At 41.1% G+C, this 22,027-nt stretch carries 14 protein-coding genes; 8 read left to right on the top strand and 6 right to left on the bottom strand.

Going from position 1 to position 22,027, the window contains the following annotated elements; translation table 11 throughout:
* Positions 1-691: 691 nt before the first annotated feature.
* Positions 692-2,167, bottom strand: a complete 1,476-nt coding sequence (locus ACZ5A8_RS13080; RefSeq protein WP_464529559.1) for an MATE family efflux transporter — start codon at positions 2,165-2,167, stop codon at positions 692-694.
* A gap of 1,463 nt (positions 2,168-3,630) precedes the next feature.
* Here ACZ5A8_RS13080 and ACZ5A8_RS13075 point away from each other — a divergent pair.
* Entirely contained in the window at positions 3,631-4,515 is an 885-nt protein-coding gene (locus ACZ5A8_RS13075) for an alpha/beta fold hydrolase (protein WP_464529558.1), read from the top strand.
* 87 nt (positions 4,516-4,602) lie between these two features.
* Here the strand turns inward: ACZ5A8_RS13075 and ACZ5A8_RS13070 are convergent, their stop codons facing one another.
* Both ACZ5A8_RS13070 and ACZ5A8_RS13065 read right to left on the bottom strand, forming a co-directional pair.
* Complete coding sequence (locus ACZ5A8_RS13070) at positions 4,603-7,266, bottom strand: hybrid sensor histidine kinase/response regulator (protein WP_464529556.1); 2,664 nt, start codon at positions 7,264-7,266, stop codon at positions 4,603-4,605.
* Positions 7,267-7,364: 98 nt separating this feature from the next.
* Complete coding sequence (locus tag ACZ5A8_RS13065) at positions 7,365-7,727, bottom strand: response regulator (RefSeq protein ID WP_464529554.1); 363 nt, start codon at positions 7,725-7,727, stop codon at positions 7,365-7,367.
* A 555-nt stretch (positions 7,728-8,282) separates the two neighbouring features.
* On the opposite strand from ACZ5A8_RS13065, the gene ACZ5A8_RS13060 reads away from it, so the two are divergent.
* The 5 genes from ACZ5A8_RS13060 to ACZ5A8_RS13040 all read left to right on the top strand — a co-directional run bounded on the left by ACZ5A8_RS13060 (position 8,283) and on the right by ACZ5A8_RS13040 (position 14,278).
* Entirely contained in the window at positions 8,283-10,946 is a 2,664-nt protein-coding gene (locus ACZ5A8_RS13060; RefSeq protein WP_464529553.1) for a U32 family peptidase, read from the top strand.
* Positions 10,947-11,020: 74 nt separating this feature from the next.
* The gene (locus ACZ5A8_RS13055; protein WP_464529552.1) at positions 11,021-11,215 is read left to right on the top strand and encodes a hypothetical protein; all 195 of its coding nucleotides are present in this window, start codon (positions 11,021-11,023) and stop codon (positions 11,213-11,215) included.
* A 50-nt stretch (positions 11,216-11,265) separates the two neighbouring features.
* Complete coding sequence (locus ACZ5A8_RS13050) at positions 11,266-11,700, top strand: ArsR/SmtB family transcription factor (RefSeq protein WP_464529550.1); 435 nt, start codon at positions 11,266-11,268, stop codon at positions 11,698-11,700.
* A 139-nt stretch (positions 11,701-11,839) separates the two neighbouring features.
* Positions 11,840-12,814, top strand: a complete 975-nt coding sequence (locus tag ACZ5A8_RS13045) for an AEC family transporter (protein ID WP_464529549.1) — start codon at positions 11,840-11,842, stop codon at positions 12,812-12,814.
* 402 nt (positions 12,815-13,216) lie between these two features.
* Entirely contained in the window at positions 13,217-14,278 is a 1,062-nt protein-coding gene (locus tag ACZ5A8_RS13040) for a cation diffusion facilitator family transporter (RefSeq protein WP_464529548.1), read from the top strand.
* A gap of 782 nt (positions 14,279-15,060) precedes the next feature.
* On the opposite strand, the gene ACZ5A8_RS13035 is transcribed toward ACZ5A8_RS13040, so the two are convergent.
* Positions 15,061-15,678 carry a DUF3786 domain-containing protein gene (locus tag ACZ5A8_RS13035; protein WP_464529546.1) on the bottom strand — a complete coding sequence of 206 codons (618 nt, stop codon included), beginning with the start codon at positions 15,676-15,678 and terminating at the stop codon, positions 15,061-15,063.
* A gap of 345 nt (positions 15,679-16,023) precedes the next feature.
* Positions 16,024-17,604, bottom strand: coding sequence for a phosphoenolpyruvate carboxylase (ppcA, locus tag ACZ5A8_RS13030; protein WP_464529544.1), 1,581 nt, complete (start codon positions 17,602-17,604; stop codon positions 16,024-16,026).
* A gap of 402 nt (positions 17,605-18,006) precedes the next feature.
* Here ppcA and ACZ5A8_RS13025 point away from each other — a divergent pair, with 402 nt between their 5' ends.
* Both ACZ5A8_RS13025 and hcp read left to right on the top strand, forming a co-directional pair.
* Complete coding sequence (locus ACZ5A8_RS13025; RefSeq protein WP_464529543.1) at positions 18,007-18,186, top strand: hypothetical protein; 180 nt, start codon at positions 18,007-18,009, stop codon at positions 18,184-18,186.
* A gap of 589 nt (positions 18,187-18,775) precedes the next feature.
* Positions 18,776-20,398, top strand: a complete 1,623-nt coding sequence (gene hcp / locus ACZ5A8_RS13020; protein ID WP_464529541.1) for a hydroxylamine reductase — start codon at positions 18,776-18,778, stop codon at positions 20,396-20,398.
* 233 nt (positions 20,399-20,631) lie between these two features.
* Here the strand turns inward: hcp and ACZ5A8_RS13015 are convergent, their stop codons facing one another.
* Positions 20,632-21,471: an EFR1 family ferrodoxin gene (locus ACZ5A8_RS13015; protein ID WP_464529540.1), complete on the bottom strand. Its 840-nt coding sequence runs from the start codon at positions 21,469-21,471 to the stop codon at positions 20,632-20,634.
* Positions 21,472-22,027: the final 556 nt, after the last annotated feature.

The raw sequence follows: 22,027 nt of genomic DNA, 5'->3' as shown, positions 1-22,027 counted from the left end.
GGGTTTATTTATGGCGGCAGGATTGTGTTTCATCAGTTCTTAAGCAGTTCTTATTCAGAAATAAATAAAGAAAGAATCACGTCAATGATCAGGCGACCTGGGATGAATTGAAAAACTGGGCTCTTCGTTGTTTTGTAGGGGTTGAAAATTATTTCGTAGTGGGAAAGTAGCCAAGCCAAAAAGAGAAACATCAGTCTTGAATGTGATTTTTAACACTAATTGTTTTTAAATTTTATATATGCTATTTTAACACGTAGTGCCCGCAACGAAATAACCTATGCAACTTATTATTTATTGTAACTTTAATTGGCGATCCCGATCGTGAAAATTAATATGTCCAATCGGAGATCTGCAGAGGTTATTCTGTGATGGGTCCTTAGGAGATGAATGGAAGTTACCCACTCTAAACAGCAAAGAGCCAAAAACCTATTCATTAAGAAAGAAGAGAAGATCGGATAGAAAAAATATCTGGCTGAAATAAGTTAATTGATGCTTTCGATTTCAGGCAAATTGGGTAGTGGACGAGTTATTGATCAAATATGACAAAACGGGCACACCATTGATTTGGCAGTGTTTAAAAACCATTATCCTGCTTACGATTTTCAGTCACTGATCCTCCACCAGTCAAATTAGAGAAACGGATTTATCTTATAGAAAAATGACGGGTCCAGAAAAAGGTAATTTAGGGAGTTTACGAGGTTTCTCTATTTTCAGCGTGTCTGAGAGTGATAAAACCTGTACTCTCCTCATTCCCTGCTTTTACACTGTTTCTGGAAACCGATGTTACATGTTTCGTCTCTGCTGGCTGCTGCTTGATCTCTGGATTTCCGTTGTTCTTGAGGAACCTGAATTCCTTTGCAAGCATAACTGTCACCACTGCCATCATGATATATTCCGTAGTCGGCGGTGCAGACCAGACTCCGTCCAGGCCGAAAAATTGAGGCAGAATGAACAGCAAAGGAAAGAGGAAAATAAAGATCTTTCCAAGATGGATGAAAAGTGCTGCCCTCACTCTGTTAATCGACTGATAATAAATGGCAGTAAGCAGCACGATGCCTTCAACGAGCAGGGAGAACATGAAAATGTTCATTCCTCTAAGTGTAACTTCCAGAAGCTCGAAGTCATTCTGGCTGAAGATCTGTACCAGGCTTTCCGGGAAGAGGTAGACCAGTGCAAATCCCAGAATTCCAACGAGGGTACATGAGAGCATTGTCAGTTTCAGGGTCTTTAAAACCCTTCCATAGTTGCCAGCCCCGTAATTAAAACCTATAATCGGCTGCACACCAAGGGCTATCCCTTCAAAGAGCATGTAGAAAACTGAAAATACATACCCGATAATACCGTAGGCTGAGACTGCAAGCTCGGAACCGTAATTGAGCAGCATGTAATTCTGCACAAAGAGTACGAGAGCAAACGACATCTGCATCACAAAAGATGGGACACCTGCGTTAAGGATCTGCATCGAAGTAGTGGTTTTAATTCTCATGGCTTTAAGCCTGAGTTTTAACTTAGCCTCGCTGCCGAAAAGGTAGCTCGTAAGCAGTACTGCAGGCAGGGCAAAGGAAATTATCGTCGCAGTGGCTGCACCTGACATTCCCATTCCCATGCGCATGACAAAAAGGTAGTCAAGTACGACGTTTGCGACCACGCCTGCAACCATGATGCTCATGCAGAGTTTCGGCTTCCCGTCATTCCTTACCAGGGGCTCGAGGGCAATAGTAAGAATCATAAAAACCGAACCCGCAAAAATTACCTGGAGGTATTCACGGGCAAAGGAGAGGGCAGGCCCGCTGGTCCCGAGTAAGTTAATAGAGGTTTCGCAAAAGATCAGCCCGCCTGCAGTAAGAATGGCTCCTGCAAGGAGACTTAAGGGAAAAGCATTGTTCACAATCTCCAGGGCTTCCCTGGTATTCCCCTCTCCTAGTTTCAGGGCTGTAAGACTGGAAGAGCCGATTCCGATAATTATACCTGCTCCGATTATAGCCAGATAAGGGGGATAAGCAAGGGTAATACCTGCAAGTCCCTGGCTTCCAACTGCGTTCCCTATAAAGAAACCGTCGATTATTCCCTGGATTCCGGCAATGACGACTCCCACAACTGCCGGGAAGGCAAATTTCCAGAACAAATTCAAAATATTCCCGGATCTCATTTCTTCATCGCTTATCATACCCTGGTCTCCTGGAGTTTCAAAGCTATGTTTTCTGGAGTTTGTAGCCTGATTTCCAGCCCTCTCAGATAGGGAAAGGCCAGGGCTTTTCTCACGAAGGACCTGTTCAAAGAGAGGTCAGTGACATTAGACTTTTTCGGGGTTTTGTATACTTTTAAAAAATTGAGACAACGTCGATCAACTTTTTTGAATTGTTGCTATAAAGACATTTTTCGTTCCGGATGAAGCTTCGGAAAATATGCTAATCAAAGGTGTGGTTGCTTTATCGCAGAATTAATTTTTCTGCATGTACTGAACCAATAATTGCATATATTCTCAGGATATTATTCCTGGGCTGGTTATTTTCCGGATCGTTTTGCATTACATCCCTGCAATGCTCTTCAATTTTTTACAAAGCTTCATCATATTTTAACCGGTAAAAGCAGATTAAATCATAATAGTGAATTCTGAAGAAAGATTTCTAAATAGAAATTCCGGATAGGAAATCCTGAATAAAAATTCCTGATAAGAATTCTAAATAGAGTTTCTATGATATTATAAATAAAGCGGATTAGCCAATACTCAGATTGTTCGTCTAATCAGCTGATATTTAATTACTAATAAATAGCTATGCCATATTTATACATTCACAGTCTCTCCTGTTTTACCAGGTTACTTTCCTAAGACCAAAAACGCACGCCTTGGCCTCGATCTGGAGACATCCTTCATGATGCGGAGGCATCTCCCATTAAGCTGAGCTTTAAGTTTGCTATCAAAAAGCCATACGAAACGATTTTCAGGCAAGGGGTAAAGAGGGTCAGCTTTTGCCTCTTGATTGTAATGTCCTGCCCGGGCATCATTAGTTTTGTATTTTATGAATTTTACGTACCTGCTACCATCCCTCCTTAAGGAATCTTTGCAGGAGCTGTTTCTAAACCTGATATGAATTTATTAGTTCAGGTTAATTTAATTGTCTCAAATATATATAAATTCTCTGTTATAAGTATTGAATATTCTTTGAAAGTCTGGAGATAAATTCATAAAACTCAAAAAACACTGTATTATGAACTCCAGTTTAGAAATTGGCAGTGATTCTCTGATAAGGAAAAATTCAATGAGAGTTGAAAATTTATTACAGGTCCGGATTCTGGACAGGAGCTTTCTTTTCAGGATCAAGGTAGAATGAGGGACTGGCCTGATGATTGTTCAGGAAACACAAAGATAATTCTGATGTAAGATACTTCCTCGTTGTTTCCAAACTATCTCCAGATATGGAAATCGGAGCAGGAACATTTATGCTTAGAGGCTGCGTTTAACCAAAGGCAATGAGTCTTAAAAGCCTGTTATCTTTGGAAAACTCGTTTAGTCTGAAGAACCCATTTATTCTGAAGAACCCACTTATTCTGAAAAACCCATTTATTCTGAAAAACCCATTTATTCTGAAGAATTCGATCATTCTGAAGAATCCATTTACTCTGAAGAACTTGTTTGCTCTGAATACTCTGAAGAGTCCGCTTATCCGGAAGAACCCGTTTATCCTGACGAGCCTTCTCTTCCTGGTATTATTTCTTATATTTATTGCAGGCTCAGGGTGTACAGGTGCCCAACAAAAAGACTCAGCTAAGCAATTAATGGCTTCAAACTTTTCCCTCGACTCTTCCCCTGTAAATTATGTTTCTGTTAACGGAGTCGAACTCGGATACCGTGAATTTGGGTCAGGAGAGCCACTTTTATTGATAATGGGATTTGGGGGAACCATGGATACATGGAACGAAACTTTTGTATGGGAGCTGGCTCAGGACTACAAGGTTATCACATTCGATAACAGGGGAGTAGGTTACTCTTCGGATAACGGGGAAAATTACTCCCTTGAACTGTTTGCCAGTGATACTGCAGGTCTGCTTGAAGCGCTTGAAATTCCGGAAACCAGTATATTCGGGACATCAATGGGTGCATCAATTGCCCAGGAACTGGCTCTTAATTATCCTGAAAAAGTTGATAAGTTAATTTTCTCGTCTGCGGTTTACAGTGTTAATGCCCCTGAAGCCGGACTTCTCAAAAGTATGTTTCAATCCTTTGCAGACAATTCTGAAATAAGCCCGACAATCCGGAAACAGGCAGATGCAAACCTGGAATGGAACGGCACCTACGAACGCCTGCCTGAAATAAGGAGCGAAACCCTGCTTATTGTTGGTACGGAAGACGAGTACACGCCCCCCGGAATTACTCTTGCAATGGCAGAGAAGCTTCCGGAGGTACAGGTTATTATCTTTGAGAACACAAAGCACTCCGGAGAACGCTATTTCCCTGATAAATATTCAGAGGCAATTCTTGACTTCCTTAATAAAGAAGAGCCTGCAGATAATTAAATTTGCTTCTTTATTGAAATTTGTTTCTTTATTGAAACCTACTTCTTTATTGAAATCGCTCCTGCTTCTAATAGAATTAAGGTTTTGTTAAGGGCTTGTTAAGGATTTTTTAAGGGCTTGCTGAGGGTTTTTTAAGGGGTTTAGTAGTCTGCTTTTAAATTTTCCATCCTCAACCCCATGCAGGACGTTCAGAAGGATTTCCCTGTTTATGTTTCCTTTCTGCATAACACACGAAACATTTCTGTTGAGCAGCTCCTTTTCTTCAAAGCTAAGATCCTTGGCAGTACATACGATGATAGGGATGTCTATAGTCTCTGGATTTTCTTTAAGAGCCTTGATGACATCAAAACCCGTAAATTTCGGCATCATGAGGTCAAGGAGGATCGCATCAGGGTGACATGTTTTGGTTTTCTCGATTGCTTCCCTGCCGCTGTATGCGCAGACCGGTTCGTATCCTTCCTGCTCTATAATGGAACTGAGGAGTTCGATTATAGCCGGTTCATCGTCTACGATTAGAATCTGAGGAGATAAGTTTGCAGCTGTTCTTCCTTTTATTTTCTGCAGACTGGAAAGGAGATGTTCTTTTTCTACAGGCTTAATCAAATGGTCAAACGCACCCCATAGAATGCTGCAGTTTTTGTCATCATCCATGGAAATAACCAGGATAGGGATACCGGCTGTAGCAGAATCCTTTTTAAGGTTTCTCAGAATATCCCAGCCGCTAACCCCTAGCAGCATAATATCAAGAGTAATCACAGAAGGCTTCAATTTACGCGCCAGCAAAAGAGCTTCCTTCCCGCTGGAAACTGAAGCAACCCTGTATCCTGCCTCAGAAAGTGTGATAATTAGAAGCTCCCTTGCCATTTCATCGTCTTCAACAACAAGTACAAGGTTCTCATCCCCTGTGGTTCCGTAAGGCTCTATAATTACGGGGGTCATTAACTGAGTCCCGGTTTCATCATGTGTTTCTGGCTCTAAGGTTTCTGAAGTTTCTTCTTTTTCTTCCTTTTCTTCCTTTTTGGCTATCAGCGGGACAGCTTTTTCGGAAATACCCGGACCGCTTACGCATGTTTCGGAAGGTTTCCTGTATTTCAAAGGCAATTCGAATGTAAAAATCGAACCTTTTCCAGTTTCGCTTTCGACCCAAACCCTGCCTCCGTGGAGGACTACAAACTTCCTGACAAGAGCCAGCCCGAGACCTGTACCTTCATACTGGCGATTAATACTGGCATCTATCTGCCTGAATGGCTGGAAAAGGAATTTCTGGTTTTCCTCTGAGATTCCTATCCCTGTATCCGAAACACTGACCCTTACAGAGTCTCCTGCTTTTGTGGCTGAAACTGCTACTGACCCGCCTTTTGATGTGAATTTTATGGCATTACTTATAAGGTTGTAAATAATCTGCTTAAAACGCACCCTGTCAGCATAGACCGAAAGCTCGGGCTCCACACTATATTTCATTGAGATATCTTTTTTCAGAGCAAGAGCTGAGGTTATAGCTCTGGTATCGTTAAATATCTCGGATACTGAACACGTTTCCGGCTCCAGTTCCATCTTGCCTGCTTCAATTTTGGAAAGGTCAAGAATATTATTTATTAGAGTGAGAAGATGTTTTCCGCTGTTGGCTATATTGTTGAGAAACTTTCTATTCTGCTCATTGAATTCTCCGCTCATTCCGCCAAGCATCACGTCCGAAAATCCGATGATTGCGGTAAGAGGGGTCCGAAGTTCATGGCTCATGTTTGTCAGGAACTCGCTCTTGGCCCGATTGGCACTTTCAGCAGCAAGCTTTGCCTGCAACAGCTCTTCTTCGGCTTTTTTGCGTTCTGAGAGGTCGATGAAGCTCTCTATCAGGTACTCTCTATCTCCTATTTTTACAGGCACCACACTTTTCAGGACAGGTAAATGTTCGTCTTTTCCATTTCTGAGTAGTATTCTTTCAGACCTGTCGACAGTCCTCCCCAGGTCAGTTATCGGACACTTGTTTCTCTCAGCAGGACAGATGAATTTATGGCAAACATGTCCGATTAGATTTTCCCTCGAAAGCCCTATTGCTTCTTCAGCTGCCTGATTTACTTCCACTATTTCGTGTGTAGTGGCATCTACCAGCAAAATACCACAGAGGGCATTGTCAATTAGCTTTTTCAACCTCTCTTGGCTTTCCCGCTCGAGCTTTTCAGCTTTTTTACGTGACGTTATGTCTCTGACAACAAACTGGACTTCTCTGTTTTCAAGACTCAAGAAAGAAGAGCTAACCTCCACATCAATAAGAGCCCCGTCATGTTTCTGAATTTTCATTTCAAAACGTGCATCCCCGTTTTCAAGGGTAGATTTCAGGGCTTCCCTTACTGTCGGCAGATATTCTCCGGGCACCAGTGATTCCAATGAGACGTTCTCAAGCTCCCCATCGCCCAGCCCGAGGGCTATCCGGCCTTTTTTATTAAGGTCCAGGACTTTTTCCTCGTTCAGAATCACGATTGCATCATTTGACTGTTCAAACAGAGCCCTGTATCTTTTATCTTTCTCCCTGAGGCTCTCTTCTGCCTGCTCCTGGAGTACCAGGACATTTTCAAGTTCCATCCAGCGCCTCAGAGAGAAAATTCCTAGAGCAAAGGTGAGATAGACAGAAAGAGTAAGCAGCCCTCCGAGCTTCCGGGAATTGTATTCTTCAACGAATAAAATAATGGATTCAAAAAGGCCAAAGTAGGAGGCAAAGAATGTAAAAAAAAGTCCTGCAACTAAAATACTCAATAACTCATCCGATTTTTTCCCAAATATATTTCTGAAAAAACCTGGCATTATATAGTTCCCATAAAACAAAAATAATACCCCTGCTCTCTGTTTTCACTTCATGCGATGAATTCTTCTATAATCGATTTGAATCTATGGATATCGATAGGCTTGGAAACATAACCGCTACATCCTGCTTTCAGAAACTTTTCCTCATCGCCGCGCATAGCATGGGCTGTAAGGGCAATAACCGGGATCTCCCGTGTGGCAGGATCTTCTTTCAATATTTTTAATACTTCAGTCCCGTCAATCCCGGGCAACTGTATGTCTAATAATATAAGGTTTAGTTTACTTTTTTTACATAGTTCTATAGCTATAGATCCATCCACAGCCTCTATTGGCTCGTATCCAAATGAAACCAGTAGAGTCCTGACAAGTTCCATAATTAAAGGATTGTCTTCCACGACAAGTATACTTTTCATAGGCAACAACCATGAAATTATTTTATTCTATTTCTTTTTTAACTTTAAATTCATAGCTTCATTTGAATGTGATAAGTATTCTCCGGAAATAGAGAATGTTTCCACTAATACTAATGTTTGTTAGGATATTAGACTTATTTATTTAAATAAGTTTCAGTATATATCTAAATTAATAAATTAATAAAGTTCAGATGAACCTCAAAACCATCAAATCAAAGATACATCAATATAACAGGTTAAGAAGCAATAAGAGCGGTTAAGAGACAAAAAAGACAATAAAAAAGGTTAAAGAGCAAGAAGGAAGGTTAAAAGACCAAAAATAATTTAAAACAATTTAAAGGGAATAAAAGCGGGTAAGAAATGCGGGTTTGCTTTGTCGACATTCCGGACCTTACCATCCATTTTTTATGCGAGAAGCACCTTTACGTTTTAAACCGGCTCTGAAATGATTTGCATAAGCCCTTTTTCTTTACAGTTACCACAGCTTTTCAGCTACCGAAATTTTCCATTCACCAGAAGTTACAGTTATCTGAATAAAATATCCCCTGATCTGATATGTCTGACAAAAATTTTTCCTGTAATTCCCCTGAAATCCTTTCCCCGGTCGGCGATAACGAAGCCCTGCTCGGCGCAATCAAGGGAGGAGCCGATGCTGTCTACCTCGGGGTCGGCGAATTCAATGCCCGCCAGGGAGCCAAAAACTTCACAGCTGATGACCTGGAAGCTGCCGTTGACCTGGCTCACTCATACGGAGTCCTTGTTTACCTTGCCCTGAACATTCCTATCAAACAAAAAGAACTGCAGCAAGCCCTTGATATAGTGGACCGCGCATACGCAGCCGGAATCGATGCAATTATTCTGCAGGACCTTGGGCTTCTCAGGCTTTTAAAGGAGATTTATCCGGACCTGGACCTTCACGCAAGCACGCAGATGACTGTCCACAATAAAGAAGGAGTGGATTTTGCAGCAGGGCTGGGAGCAAACAGGGTAATAGTTTCCAGGGAACTTACAACCGGTGAGGTAAAGGATATTGTGGACCACTCGAAAGTGGGCATTGAAGTCTTCGTTCATGGAGCCCTATGCTATTCCTACTCAGGCAAATGCCTCTTCAGCAGTTTCCTGCACGACCGGAGCGCAAATAGGGGAGCCTGTGCCCAGCCCTGCCGGCGCAGATACAGGTTCCTGGTAAACGGCAGGGAAGTTGACGAAAGGCATATTGGAGGCAGTTATCCCATAAGCTGTGCCGAGCTCTCAACGCTCACAGGGCTTGAGGATATAGTAAAAACAGGGGTAGTAAGCCTTAAAATCGAAGGCAGGATGAAAAAGCCCGAATACGTGACTGCAAGTGCAGCTGCCTATAAAGCTGCAGTTGAAAGCATATGCAGTCCCGGAGAAAATCCGACCCGAGAGGAACTAGAAACAAGAGAAGCCGAGCTTGCAAAACTCTTTTACAGAGGCTTCACCAGGGGTTTCATACTCGGGGAAAAAGGTGTGTCCCACCCCAGGTACAGCTCAAACTACGGTGCATTCCTCGGAAAAGTCCTGGATATCTTCCGTTCAAAAGGGAACACAAAACTTACAGTCCGGCTGGAAGGAGACATCCAGGTAAAAGACGGCATAAGTATCTTTACGCGGGAAAGGATGCTCGGCTCAGGAGTAACAGGCATTATAACAATTACTGGCGAGCGCGTAAAAAACGCAAAGAAAGGCGAAAAGGTAGGACTTGAAATCAGCTCGAAAACAGGTAGAGCCGTCCAGAGGGGAGATGAAATTTACCTTACAACAGATACTCAGCTCCTCGATACCCTCCAGAAAACAAAACTGAAAGCTCTCCCCGTAAGCCTGAGGGCAACAGCCAGGAAAGGGGAGCGGTTTAAGGTTGAGATAAGAGAAGAAAACGTCAGAAAGGAATACAGCGGAAGGGAAGAAAACGGAAGGGACAGCAGAAAAGAAGAATCCGCGTATGCAGAGTTTGCGGATGACTATATCGTCCAGGAAGCCGAGAAAGTCCCAACAACTGAAGAGCAGATAAGAAAGGCAATGGAAAGCCTTGGGGACACTCCTTTTGAAGCCGCCTCTATTGAGATAGAAGCTGACAAAAATATCTTTATCCCGGTCGGCGTGCTTAAGAATACGAGGAGAAAAGCCGCAGAACTCCTTCTGGAAAAAACCCTTACAGCAAAGAAAAAAGAGCAAAAACACCCTGACATGACAGATTTCAACCGACTATGCACTGTAGAAGATGGTACAGAAAATCAAGACGAAGAAAGTAAGAATGAAGTCGGTAAGAATGAAATCGGTAAAAATGAAATCGGTAAAAATGAAGCCGGTAAGAATGAAATCAGCATAAACAGGGCCAGGGTAAAAGGCACAGCTTCAAAGAAACTCCTCCTGAGCGTTGAAGTACAGGAGATCTCCTCTCTCTTACGGGCAGCAATAGCTGGAGCAGATATTGCTTATATTCCGGCATCACTGTTTGAAGAATTGATGTCTCTCAAAAATGCGGAGAAACTTGAGGATTTGAAAGCAGAAAGAACCGAACTCGTTTTCAGGATCCCCAGAATTACACACGACAGTGAAATGATTGAATTAAAACCCCTGCTGGAAAAAATAAGGGATGCCGGTTTCAGTGTGGCATGTTCCAGCCTCGGAGCCGCTCAGCTTGCAAAAGAGCTTTTCATACCCTTTGTCGCCCAGAAGGACTTCAATATCTTCAATGCTTTTACTGCCAGCACCTTGTATCAGGCAGGCGCTTACAGGGCAACCCTTTCAAGTGAACTGAACCTGAGCGAAATAAAACATGTTTGTGAAACGCTCCATACATGTGGGATTTCAGGCCAGACCGAAATTTTAGTTTACGGCAGGGAACTGATGCTTATTACGGAGAATGACCTCTTAAAGCCCCTAGTTGACCGAAAAATCGTACGAAAAGAAAGCGAAGTGCTCCTTGTTGATCAGAGCGGCTCTGAGTTTCCAGTCCAGCGCCTGGGCACCCGGACCCTTATCTATAATTCTAAGATCCTTGATATGCTGAAGTATATTAAGAATATTAAAGGGTATGGCGTGGACGTGATCAGGCTTGACCTTTCTTTCAATACTCCTGCCGAGGTAAAAGAGATTACAGAAGTGTATAAACAGGCTATTGCAGGAAAAGAAGTAAAATTGAAGCCTGCAAAAGGGGTTGAGTATACTACGGGGCATTATTTTAAAGGAGTTTGAGTACCCGAATTTCACTTCCCGAGTTTCGCTTCGGGGTCACAGGAAATCGGAGATTTCCTGGAGTTGCACTGCAAGTGCAACAGCACGAAGTCTGTTTCACTCGCTTTGCTCGCTCAAGAACAGGAAAAGGAGAGAAATCCCTAATAGAAAAAGCCTATAAGAATTGCGGAAAAACCTCCTTTACTAAGAACCCGAAAAAAGAAACCTGTTTTGCTAGTTGCAGGACAACGATCTCAAGGAAAAATAAGAAAATTATTTATAATACCTGACAAATATGTATAAGAGAATGCTTATATACTTATAATTAAGAGGTAAATTAATGCAAGGTCATATAAAAAACATGGCTGAAGTTCTCAAAGCCTTTGGTGATGAGAAAAGGCTAAAAATAGTAAAAATATTTGCTTCTAATAATAATGAAACCTTTTGCGTTTCTGATGTAGCTAAACAACTTGGCATTTCTCAACCTGCCACATCCCAGCATATAAAGATTTTAAAGAATATTGGAATACTTGAAGAAAACCGAAGAGGTTTTAGAATCTTCTATAAAATTAATTCCGATGTGTTGGCTGGATATAGAAATGACATAGATGAACTATTTAAGACAGCCTTTGAGAGATGCCAATATAATTTCTCATGTGATAAATGTCCTTATAATAATAATAATAATAATAATAATAATAATAATAATAATAATAATAATAATAATAATAATAATAATAATAATAATAATAATAATAATAATAAGCATCAGTAAGCGGATATTGTGTCTTAATTATAAGTATTCGAGTGTTAGTGAATATATAACGTTTTGACTATAAGTATTTGCCTATAGTCTTATAGATAATGGGAATATTATTTACATGAACTGATTCGCAAATATCGCAGGCGCGTGTGTGGCTCAGCATTCCTATCGCGTTTTTAAGATAAACAAAAAGGTGATTTACAAGATGTTGTTTTCAATCGTCATTCATCAGATGATCCTTTTCTTCAGTATTCTTCTAGTCGGAAATGTGGCGGCTAAGCAGGGTGTTATCCAGGAAAATTATCTACCGGATTTTGCCAAACTGGTTTCAAAGATCTTTCTGCCTGTGCTGATCTTTTATATGACCTATGCCGGAACGACAAGGCAGATGGTCTGGGAGAATGCCGCAATGATCGGTCTCACGGCTCTGTTTTATGTGATCATTTCAGCCGTTACCTGGATTATAGCAAAAGGGCTTCGCCCGACCGGCGACAAAGCAAAGGTTTTTCAGTTTGCGTTCATTTTCGGAAACACCGGATTTGTCGGTGTACCGCTGCTTATAGCTCTATTTCCGAAGGACGGCATTTTGTATCTAGCGTTGTTCAGTATTGTCGATCAACTCCTGTTCTGGACTTATGGGGTGTATCTTGCAACTGCATCCGATAAAAAAGCGAAAATAACATTAAAGAGCTTTGTGAACCCCAACATCGTTGCGATTGCTTTGGCACTCATTTTCATTATGATCGGTGTCAAGCTGCCCACGGTCGTTGATGATACACTTCAGACGATCAAAAACGCGGTCGGTGCTATGGCCATGATCTATCTGGGCGCCTTGATCTTCTACTCCGACTGGAAGACCGCATTCAAAACAAAAGATCTGTATTTCGGCATTGTTGTTAAAATGATCATTTTGCCGATCCTTTTGGGCAAGCTCCTGTTGATGACGGGTCTGCCGAATAACATGATCTGGTCCATGATCATCCTGATGTCCCTGCCGACGATGACAGTCGTGCCAATGATTGCAAAGCTATACGGACACGAAGGTGCCTACGCCGCTGGGATAACGGCTGCAACGCTGGCTGTAAGTATAGTGACGATTCCTGTGGTGGTGTTTTTCACAACGTGACTTACAGAAAAGTAGATTCTTCTACATTTGTATTCGGTTAAGGATTTTGAGCTGCGGATCTCGATTTCGACGGAAAAACTCAAACCCAAATGTTTAGTGTTTAAATTGAAATCGATATCAGATTCCAGTTTTGCATTTGATGAATAATTTAACAAATTTTATGAAAATCAATGCAAGTGATAACGATTTTTCCTTAACCGATGACCAATGGATTCTTCTATACTTACTACATTTGCCTTAAATTTGGAATAAATGGCATTATGAGAAACTTTCTATCAGTATTAATTCTTTAAAAAAACTTATGATGAAAAACATAAGAAATGAGTTCATATTTATAAATAATTATTTATAAAAACATTCACTAAGCTTAGACTTAAAAACTAAATTAAATTTGGTGAAAAAATGAGCAGTGAGAATACCAACAATCAATTAAATGAGACTAATAATACTTCTGAGGATCTCCATGAGCAAAATCATAAACGTAGGTTTTTCTCTCTTTTTCACGGGCACAGCCATACTCATGGAAACGTAGACCCCTCTACACTTGCTACAAGCAAAGGACTCCGGGTTCTTAAATGGTCATTTATAGGAATGATGATAACAGCGATTCTGCAATTTATCATTGTTTTTATGTCTGGAAGTGTTGCCCTTCTTGCGGACACAATTCATAATTTCGGGGACGCTGCAACTGCAATCCCCCTTGCAATAGCTTTTATTTTGGCAAGAAGGAAGCCAAGCAAAAGCTTTTCCTATGGATATGGCAGAATGGAAGATATTGCAGGTGTGATTATCGTTCTCCTGATCTTGTTCAGTGCAATTGTAGCAGGATATGAATCTATTAACAGGCTTTTTAATCCCCAGCCAATAAAGCATTTATATGCTGTAGCTGCTGCCGGAATTATTGGTTGCATTGGAAATGAAATAGTGGCACAGGTGAGGATAAAAGTTGGAAATGAAATTGGCAGTGCGGCCCTAGTTGCTGATGGTTATCATGCCAGAGTTGATGGTTTGACCAGTCTTGCAGTACTTATAGGAGCAATAGGAGTATGGTTAGGGTATCCAATAATTGATCCACTTATTGGTCTGCTGATTACAATAACTATTCTGAAAATAGTTATTGATACAAGTAAGCCTGTATTTACTCGTCTTCTTGATGGGGTTGAGCCTGATATCATCGATAAAGTAAAAAGTATTGCTGAAAGTGTCGATGGGGTTTGCGAAGTCACGGATCTTAGAGTTCGTTGGATAGGTCATAGGCTTCATGCAGAGATCAACGTTGCTGTTTCATCTTCACTTTCAGTTGAAGAGGGACACGAAATTGCCAATGCAATAAGAGAAAAGCTTATGAAGAATTTGCCACATATTTCAGGCACTACTATTCATGTAGATCCCAGCACAGCTCCAGGCGAATGCTTCCACTTTGTACCAGTTTTACAAAAGGCAGCCCCTAATAAAAGAACCTGATTTGCATAAGAAGTGAATGTTTATGAGAAAGTATTGAGGTGCAGAGAATTATTTTTTCTTTGCACCAATTATGTAAGTATATTTAGAAAATAGTAAAAAAATACAATAAGTCCCATGCACTCTATGGATTCTATGAGATCTACAAGCTTCATATACCATGCTGCTGCAGTGTTTACTCTAAATTTTAGCTATAATCTTGTTCATAAAAAACAAATTAATTACTAAATAGCAGATAAATCTTACAAATTACTATAAATTTATATGTGTTTGTAACAGGATTGACTATTTTCTCAAAACTGCTTGAATTTGATCATTCTCAATAGTTTACTTTATAAAGTCGTCTTTGAAATCAGATATTTTGCTTCATATCAGGAAATCTTTCGTTTACTCGTTTTTTAAATCGTAATGGGTTAAACCTGGCTATGTGTTTGAGCTTAGATTCATTCCAGATACTATGGGATATAAAAACCCATACATATGTGAAAATTAAGTATCATGAAGCTCATTTCATTTTTGGTAGAAGTTTTTTTCCTATTGATAACCCCAAAAGAGTAAATGCAAAAAAAGTATTAGAAGCAAATAGGCAAAATTAATACAGGTATCATTTTAACAGTTGCTGGGAAAAACTCTTATTCCCATAGACTTGACAGAACTCATGAATATTATATTAAAAAGTTCGTATTCTGTGAGGAATATTCTGAAAATAGTAATAAAAATAAGTGGTTTCTTGCTAAAAAAATGAACCTTCTATATTTTGGGTGATTAGTGCACAGAACCCAAATTTACAATCCTATCTCAACTGTGGAGGTCAAATTGAGTTTTAAAGCAGGATCTAATTTACTAACCAACAATTCTATAGCCAGGAAAAACATTAAAACCGCAATTTCCTCTGTGGTAAAAATCTCTGCCAATTTCCTATCGAATAATATAATTACTTCAGGCGGAAGTTCTTCATCCCCAAACCAAAAAATAAACTTGACACGAACATCTGGAAAGGTAACCAGCTCTATCGAGACATCACCACCTTCAACAAGCCTGCCTCCAAAGCGACCTGTCAGATTCTTGATCAAACTATCTGGATCTTCTCTAAGTCTTTCCAGTATCGGTTTGATTGTATTTTTCTGAAAAGCTGGATAATAGCTTGGTCCACCCCTAAGTTCTTTGAATGAGATCCATTCTCCTTTCTGATTATACCCATGCTTTAGGATGCCTATGAGGTAACGAAGGATAAGTACGGACATTTCCTCGCTTGCAGGAGCATCAGATGACCTCATTAGCACGATCCTATCAATTATTTTTACTTCATAAATATCAGTTAAAAATTTGACGGTGTATTTTTGAGAAGGAGCTAGCGCTACAATCTCATCCCATGCTTTATTGAGTGCGATCTCGTATGTCATGGTCTCTTAACTCCTTATTATCTGTTATTGATAAAAGGTACATGGAGATAATAATTATTGTATCAAACTGCAGAAATATTATTTCTCAAAAAGCTAAATAAAAACATGAAAAAGCCAAAAATAAAGTGATAGTGTAAAAATAAAGCCAAAAACCGAAACAAATATTGCCAGATATACTTTTTCCATGTTTTATTCATTTTTTACTGCTTTTCAAGCCTTTTTTCTTCATTCTATTATTGTCCGCTTCTGTCTTCTTTTTGTGCAGGGTCGCCAAATAGGCTGGCGGAGGCTTTCCATACTATCTCGATTCAAAAAAGGTTCCAGGGGTTAAGAGAAGTTTAATTCTTAACCCAGAGCTTTTCTGATTTTCCCCATTTTGGTAAGGGTCGAGCAGACGAGCTGCGAGACTTCCTCATCCGTACAGTCTCCTGCCGTTCCTGCCTGCAGGAGGTCAGGTTGCATCATTTCGAGCAGGATGCGGTATGAAGGTTCGGGCCGAATTTTAAGGCTGAAAGTATCACGTAAAACCTCAATGTCTCTACTGACTTCCTTCAGACATGCTCCGGAGAGGAAGCGGGAGGCTACATTGAGGTCAAGATATCCGGATGCAAAACTCAGGTCACTGGCAAGGGAAGGGAAATATTTCTTAAGCAGCTTTTCACAGGCATCGTCTCCAAGTTTTTCCCGTGCTTCTTCGAGAGCAGTGCCGGTACCTATGAATTCTGGAGGCAGGCCTATGGAGTAAAGGGCACCCGTAAACTTGATAGCTCTTGGAAGGTGCAGGTTTTCTGCAGGCATACTGGCTTTGAGTTCTTTTCCGATATCGCTGCGGCAGAGGCTTACCAGGCCTGAGATATCGGGAGTACTTCTTGAGTAACCGCCGCTTCCTTTATGCATCAGGCGGTCCCGCTGCTGGGGTAGAAGGCCTGAGAGCTGGTTTATGGTAGAATACAGTTCTCGGGTAATACGGCTATATCTTGTCCCGAAAATTCCTATAAGGTTTACAATCTCCTCTTTTTCTTCACTGGAATAAATGTTCGGAGATTCCGGAAGTCTTGTCTCTGCAAGGCGGACCAGGGCTTCAGCATCTCCTTTTCCGTGGCTGTACCTGACAGCTGACTGCAGGGTGATAGTCCCTATGCCCCTGTATTCCCTGAAAAAGTTTTCCGCATTTTTCAGGTCCAGATGGCCTCGGAAGGGCAGAGTCCCTGCTCCGAATATAATGCCTGTTTCGGTATCGAGTTCCGAATCCAGCTCGGAAATCCCGTTTATTGCGTATTTGCATGAGAGCGTGCTTGCCACATGTCCGAAAGAAAGAGCAGAGTCGGATTTGCCGAGGAAAACCCTGAATTTCTCAGGAGTTGTTCCGAAGCGATCTTTCCAAGCAAGGATCGTACTTTCTGTAAGTTCCTTTGCATGCAGCAGCGCAGGAGCATCCTCTATAAGAGGAATTATTCGCGGGACCTCCATTGAGAACCCGAATTCCTTTTTTGCAAGCTCGCTTACGTCCACCATATGCTGCTGAGCATCAAGTATTTCCCTTACAGTGCCTGTCATGGGGTGCACAAATTCATTGATTGCCTGTACATCCGAGTATTCAAGGGCGCTATGGTTGGCTTCGGCAATGGACATCATGACCATGAGCTGCCTGAACCGGTTTTCCTGAACTGCACTCGGAGCCCGCGGTGTGATAAAAATATCTTTTCCGGGCACAAGGTCTGTTTCATCTATGAATTTTGATACGATCTGAACATTCTGATGGTAGGGGGTTGCTTTCCCTTCATAATCCGGCATGTATTCGTCACAGCCGAACACCACCGCAGCTTCAATGGCTTCTCCGGGCTCTTCCTGCGTGGAAATATACCTTGATGCAGAGTCCGGATGCTGCGTGCACATTACTTTCGGATAAGTTGTTTTCCTGCTCATGAAACTGGACCCTCACTGCTTACAGGGCAAATTTTCAGATTTTTTTCAGATTTTTTCGGATTTTTGCTTTTTTTGTCGGCTGCCAGGTCAATCGTCTTACTGGCTGTATTGTTAAACTTTCCTTATTGCTAAAAATTTGCCTTATTGTTAACCTTAAAATAATCTCAAACTGGTAGCGGAAAAGAACGTTTACTTAGTGATAAATGTTTTCGTTGACAATAGGTACATCAAGATATCGGCTTTGAAACTGCTTGCTATATATGCATTAAAATATAGCATAATCATAGTATCTTAAATATACCGGTATTAAATATATACTCGAATTTCTATCGAAATTAATCCAGAAGAAAGAGAAAACGACAAAAGAGCCAGATGATTCAGCAAAAAGTTTGAGGCAGCAAAATGTACTGTGATCAGTGTCCCGAAGTCCTGAGTGGAAAAGGCTGTACAAAAAACGGACCTTGCAAGAAGCAGGAATCCAGCCGTATGAGCCTGAAAAACAGAAGAAGTGAAAGAATATTGAGACTTACCTGGTTAAAAGGAATGATGTGTATTTTCAAAAAAGCGTTAAAACATGAATAACCGACAAAAATTAGTTTCTTTTTAATTACTTTTTAAACTTAATGTATAAACCTGTTTTAAAACTCTGAGCAAGCACGTTGAAACCTGGCTGACGAGTTTTGAAATTGAGCCAATCCCAAAACTCAAACTTATGCCCTTAGATCTCGAATTTGAAGGAATCAATCGATTTGCTAATTAAGAAAATAGTTCTAAAAACTCTTATTGATATGGAATTAAAAGCGTTTTTGGGATGAGCTCATTAATAATTAAATAAATTGATGCGGCTTTCGGGCTGTCGTAAATAGCTGATTTGAAAAAGAATAAAATGCACGTAAGAAACGGAAAGGCCTTCAAACTGACATCACTTTCCTTTACTACTACTGGCAGCAGTTTTTTCCCGGTACCTACATCGAAACTGTCTCCTATATATGAGCTGGTATCGTATAAAGAATAGTATTCTAAATATACCAGTATTAAAAAGACACCGCGTCCCGGAGCAGAGAATTTGATACTTGTCTTAGAACATTTAATAGAGTAAAAAGAGCATAAAAAATCCTAGAGAAAGAAAAACTGGGAGTTTTCCGAATAAAGGGTTTAGAGGTGTAGTAGTATGTTTTGTAACCAATGCCAGGAAGCACTTAATGTAAAAGGTTGTACCAAGAATGGGGTATGCGGCAAAAAAGGGGAAGTTGCAGATCTTCAGGACAGGCTGCTCTATGTTCTCAAAAGCATTTCGTATTATAACCAGAAGGCGAGGACTGCAGGTCTTAATGAAGAAGCAACCGACAGGTTTGTACTTGACAGTTTCTTTGCCACCCTTACAAATACAAATTTTGACAGACAGGCAATTGAGTCTCTCCTAAAAAAAGGGTTTGGGATCCGTGACTCTATTAAGGCAAAACTGCCTGCGGGAACGCTAACTGCCGAAAAAGACCTGCCTGCTGTGGCTACGGTCACCCCTGAAAACATAGAAACTCCGGATGTTGCTGTTCACTCCACGCAGGATGAAGACATCCGGTCTCTTCGAGAACTGCTAACATATGGAATGAAAGGGCTGGCTGCATATGCGCACCATGCTCATATTCTGGGATATAAAGACGAAGCAATCTTCGATTTCATAGAAAAAGGGCTGGTTTCTACCACAGATGACAGCGTGGGTATGGAAGCCCTTATCAACCTGGTTCTGGAATGCGGGCAAAAAGGTGTGTCCGTTCTTGCCCTGCTTGACAAAGCAAACACCGAAACTTACGGGAATCCCGAGCCGACAGCCGTCAATATCGGCGTGAAAAGCAGGCAAGGTATCCTTATCAGCGGGCACGACCTGCGGGATCTCGAACAGCTTCTTGAGCAGACAAAAGGGACGGGAATCGATGTTTACACTCACGGGGAGATGCTGCCTGCAAACTCATACCCTGCCTTCAAGAAGTACGACAATTTCGCAGGTAACTACGGTAATGCCTGGTGGAAACAGAATGAGGAGTTCGAAAAGTTTAACGGCCCGATCCTGATGACCACAAACTGTATAATCCCTCCAAAAGAATCGTACAGAAACAGGATTTACACAACAGGTGTTGTTGGCTTCGAAGGGCTCACTCACATCTACGAAGAAGAGGATGGCACAAAAGACTTTACTCCACTTATCGAACAGGCAAAAACAAGCAAGTCCCCTGAACAGCTGGAAAGTGGGACAATCATAGGAGGTTTTGCTCACGAAGCAGCCATCTCGGTTGCGGATAAAATCATAGATGCCGTAAAAACCGGAAAGATCAGCAGGTTTATGGTTATGGCAGGATGCGATGGCAGGCACAAAGAAAGGGCTTACTACAGCGAGTTTGCCAAAGCCCTCCCGAAAGACACCGTAATCCTGACTGCAGGCTGTGCCAAATACCGCTACAACAAACTGGATCTTGGCGATATCGGAGGAATTCCGAGAGTCATCGATGCCGGACAGTGCAATGATTCTTATTCGCTCGTGGTAATAGCCCAGAAGCTTGCAGAAGCCTTCGGTCTTGAGGACATAAACGACCTCCCTATCTCTTACAACATTGCCTGGTATGAACAAAAAGCCGTACTCGTCCTGCTTGCCCTCCTGAGCCTGGGAGTAAAGAACATCACTCTGGGACCTACACTTCCGGCTTTTATCTCTCCGAATGTCCTCAAGGTGCTGGTTGAAAACTTCAATATAAGACCTAGTGTAACCGTCGAAGAGGACATGAAAATCCTGCTGGGTTAAAAGTAATTTTTAAAGTCAAAGACAGAAGTTAAAGATACGCGCCATCCTGTAATTAATTAGAAAAGTAAGATGTTTTTTATAATCCACATCTTACTTAACTTCTATTTGTAAGATAGCAATCTGCCTTGAAAGGTATCAGTTGACCTCATAAGATAACAACCTGCACTGCCAAAGCTTATTGTTTTAATTTCTGGCGTTTTTAATTCCTGGCGGGATATCTTTCGCCGACTCTTTCAGCCCTTTGACTGCGAACTATCTTTTTGTTCTGCAATATCATTTGCTGTTGCATATGGGTGACAATATCTTTCATTTCCTTCTGTATATGATTTCATGTAGATTTTGGATTTGATCTGAACGGAATGCACAGGACAATAATTAAGACAGGCATAGCAGAGGTAACATTTAACATCTCTCTGCCATAAGGGCTTTTTATCAACCATTTTTATCTTTCCGGATAAACAAACATTTTCGCATATCCCGCATCCCGTGCATTTTGAATTCGAATAAAAATAATCTTTTGTCCCTTCATATTCGGCATAAGCCATTCCTAAACTAATCAGGCGTTCCAATACATAACTAGCGGGAATGAAACCAGAATCTTTTTCCCGGCTATTTTCTTGATTTACGATAATTTTTTGAATCGAATCAAGTCTATTCTGGACCTCAGACTCCAGTTTTGCAATTTCTTCGTTTGTTGCGGGACACCAGTCTTTAAATTTCGGATCGTTACAGGCCATATTTAGAGTGAAATATGAATCCAGGCTTTTACCTTTTTTTTTCAGTATTTTTTCTATTTCAATAAATGCTATATGCTGGGTACCAGCTCGCGTCGCTATTGCGAATATGTAGCTGGCTGATTTCAAATCAAGTTTCTTAAGAAACTTTTTTACAGGAATTGGAATTGTCATTCCATGTATAGGGAAGACGAATCCTACCGTTTCTGAATTTGTTTCCATAATATCCTTACTCAAAAGGCTTACAACTGGTATCAGATCTGTATCTGGAATCCTTTTTTGCAATTCTCTTGCTACATGTAACGAATTGCCTGTTCCTGAAAAATAATAAATTTCCACTCCACCCGTAATAAACACCCACTCGATATATTTTTCGCCAACAGCTACTAAGCTTTTAAATCGTATTTTTGCTCAGTAGTGTCGTCCATAGTTGCATATGAATGAGGATATCTCTTAACTTGACTATAGTTCCAGACATACATATTTGTACTTAATTCACTCGATAATCCGGAATCAAAGAAAAATACAGAAGGCACGGAAAAACTGCATTTTTGTACAATATTCCTTTAAATTAGTCCTCTTGAGCGAAGCGCAGCGGAGCGAAAAGGACGCGTACTCCCGAGGCGTATTCGGGCGAGTCGCAATTCGGGCGAGTCGCAATTCGGGGCGAAAAGAACCGCATACTGTTGCACTTGCAGTGCAACTCCCAGGAAATCTCCTATTTCATGTGATCCCGGAGCATAATTCGGGGAAAGATTCGGATGATGTATAACATTGCGAGATATGGGGACCTATTGTCATAGAACTGAAGATTGGGAAGATTTACGGCTGGAGCGAAGACAGAACACTGGCAATGAACATAGTAGCTTGATCCCGGAGGAATTGAAGAGAAGAA

Source organism: Methanosarcina subterranea (assembly GCF_055385895.1).
This window is presented reverse-complemented; position numbering and strand designations above follow the sequence as displayed.

Bases quoted from the DNA above. Each gene is read 5' to 3' on its own strand.
- ACZ5A8_RS13080 (WP_464529559.1), bottom strand. From the start codon at position 2,167: ATGATAAGCGATGAAGAAATGAGATCCGGGAATATTTTGAATTTGTTC.
- ACZ5A8_RS13040 (WP_464529548.1), top strand. From the start codon at position 13,217: ATGAGCAGTGAGAATACCAACAATCAATTAAATGAGACTAATAATACT.
- ACZ5A8_RS13065 (WP_464529554.1), bottom strand. From the start codon at position 7,727: ATGAAAAGTATACTTGTCGTGGAAGACAATCCTTTAATTATGGAACTT.
- ACZ5A8_RS13035 (WP_464529546.1), bottom strand. From the start codon at position 15,678: ATGACATACGAGATCGCACTCAATAAAGCATGGGATGAGATTGTAGCG.
- ACZ5A8_RS13050 (WP_464529550.1), top strand. From the start codon at position 11,266: ATGCAAGGTCATATAAAAAACATGGCTGAAGTTCTCAAAGCCTTTGGT.
- ACZ5A8_RS13060 (WP_464529553.1), top strand. From the start codon at position 8,283: ATGTCTGACAAAAATTTTTCCTGTAATTCCCCTGAAATCCTTTCCCCG.
- ACZ5A8_RS13025 (WP_464529543.1), top strand. From the start codon at position 18,007: ATGTACTGTGATCAGTGTCCCGAAGTCCTGAGTGGAAAAGGCTGTACA.
- hcp (WP_464529541.1), top strand. From the start codon at position 18,776: ATGTTTTGTAACCAATGCCAGGAAGCACTTAATGTAAAAGGTTGTACC.
- ppcA (WP_464529544.1), bottom strand. From the start codon at position 17,604: ATGAGCAGGAAAACAACTTATCCGAAAGTAATGTGCACGCAGCATCCG.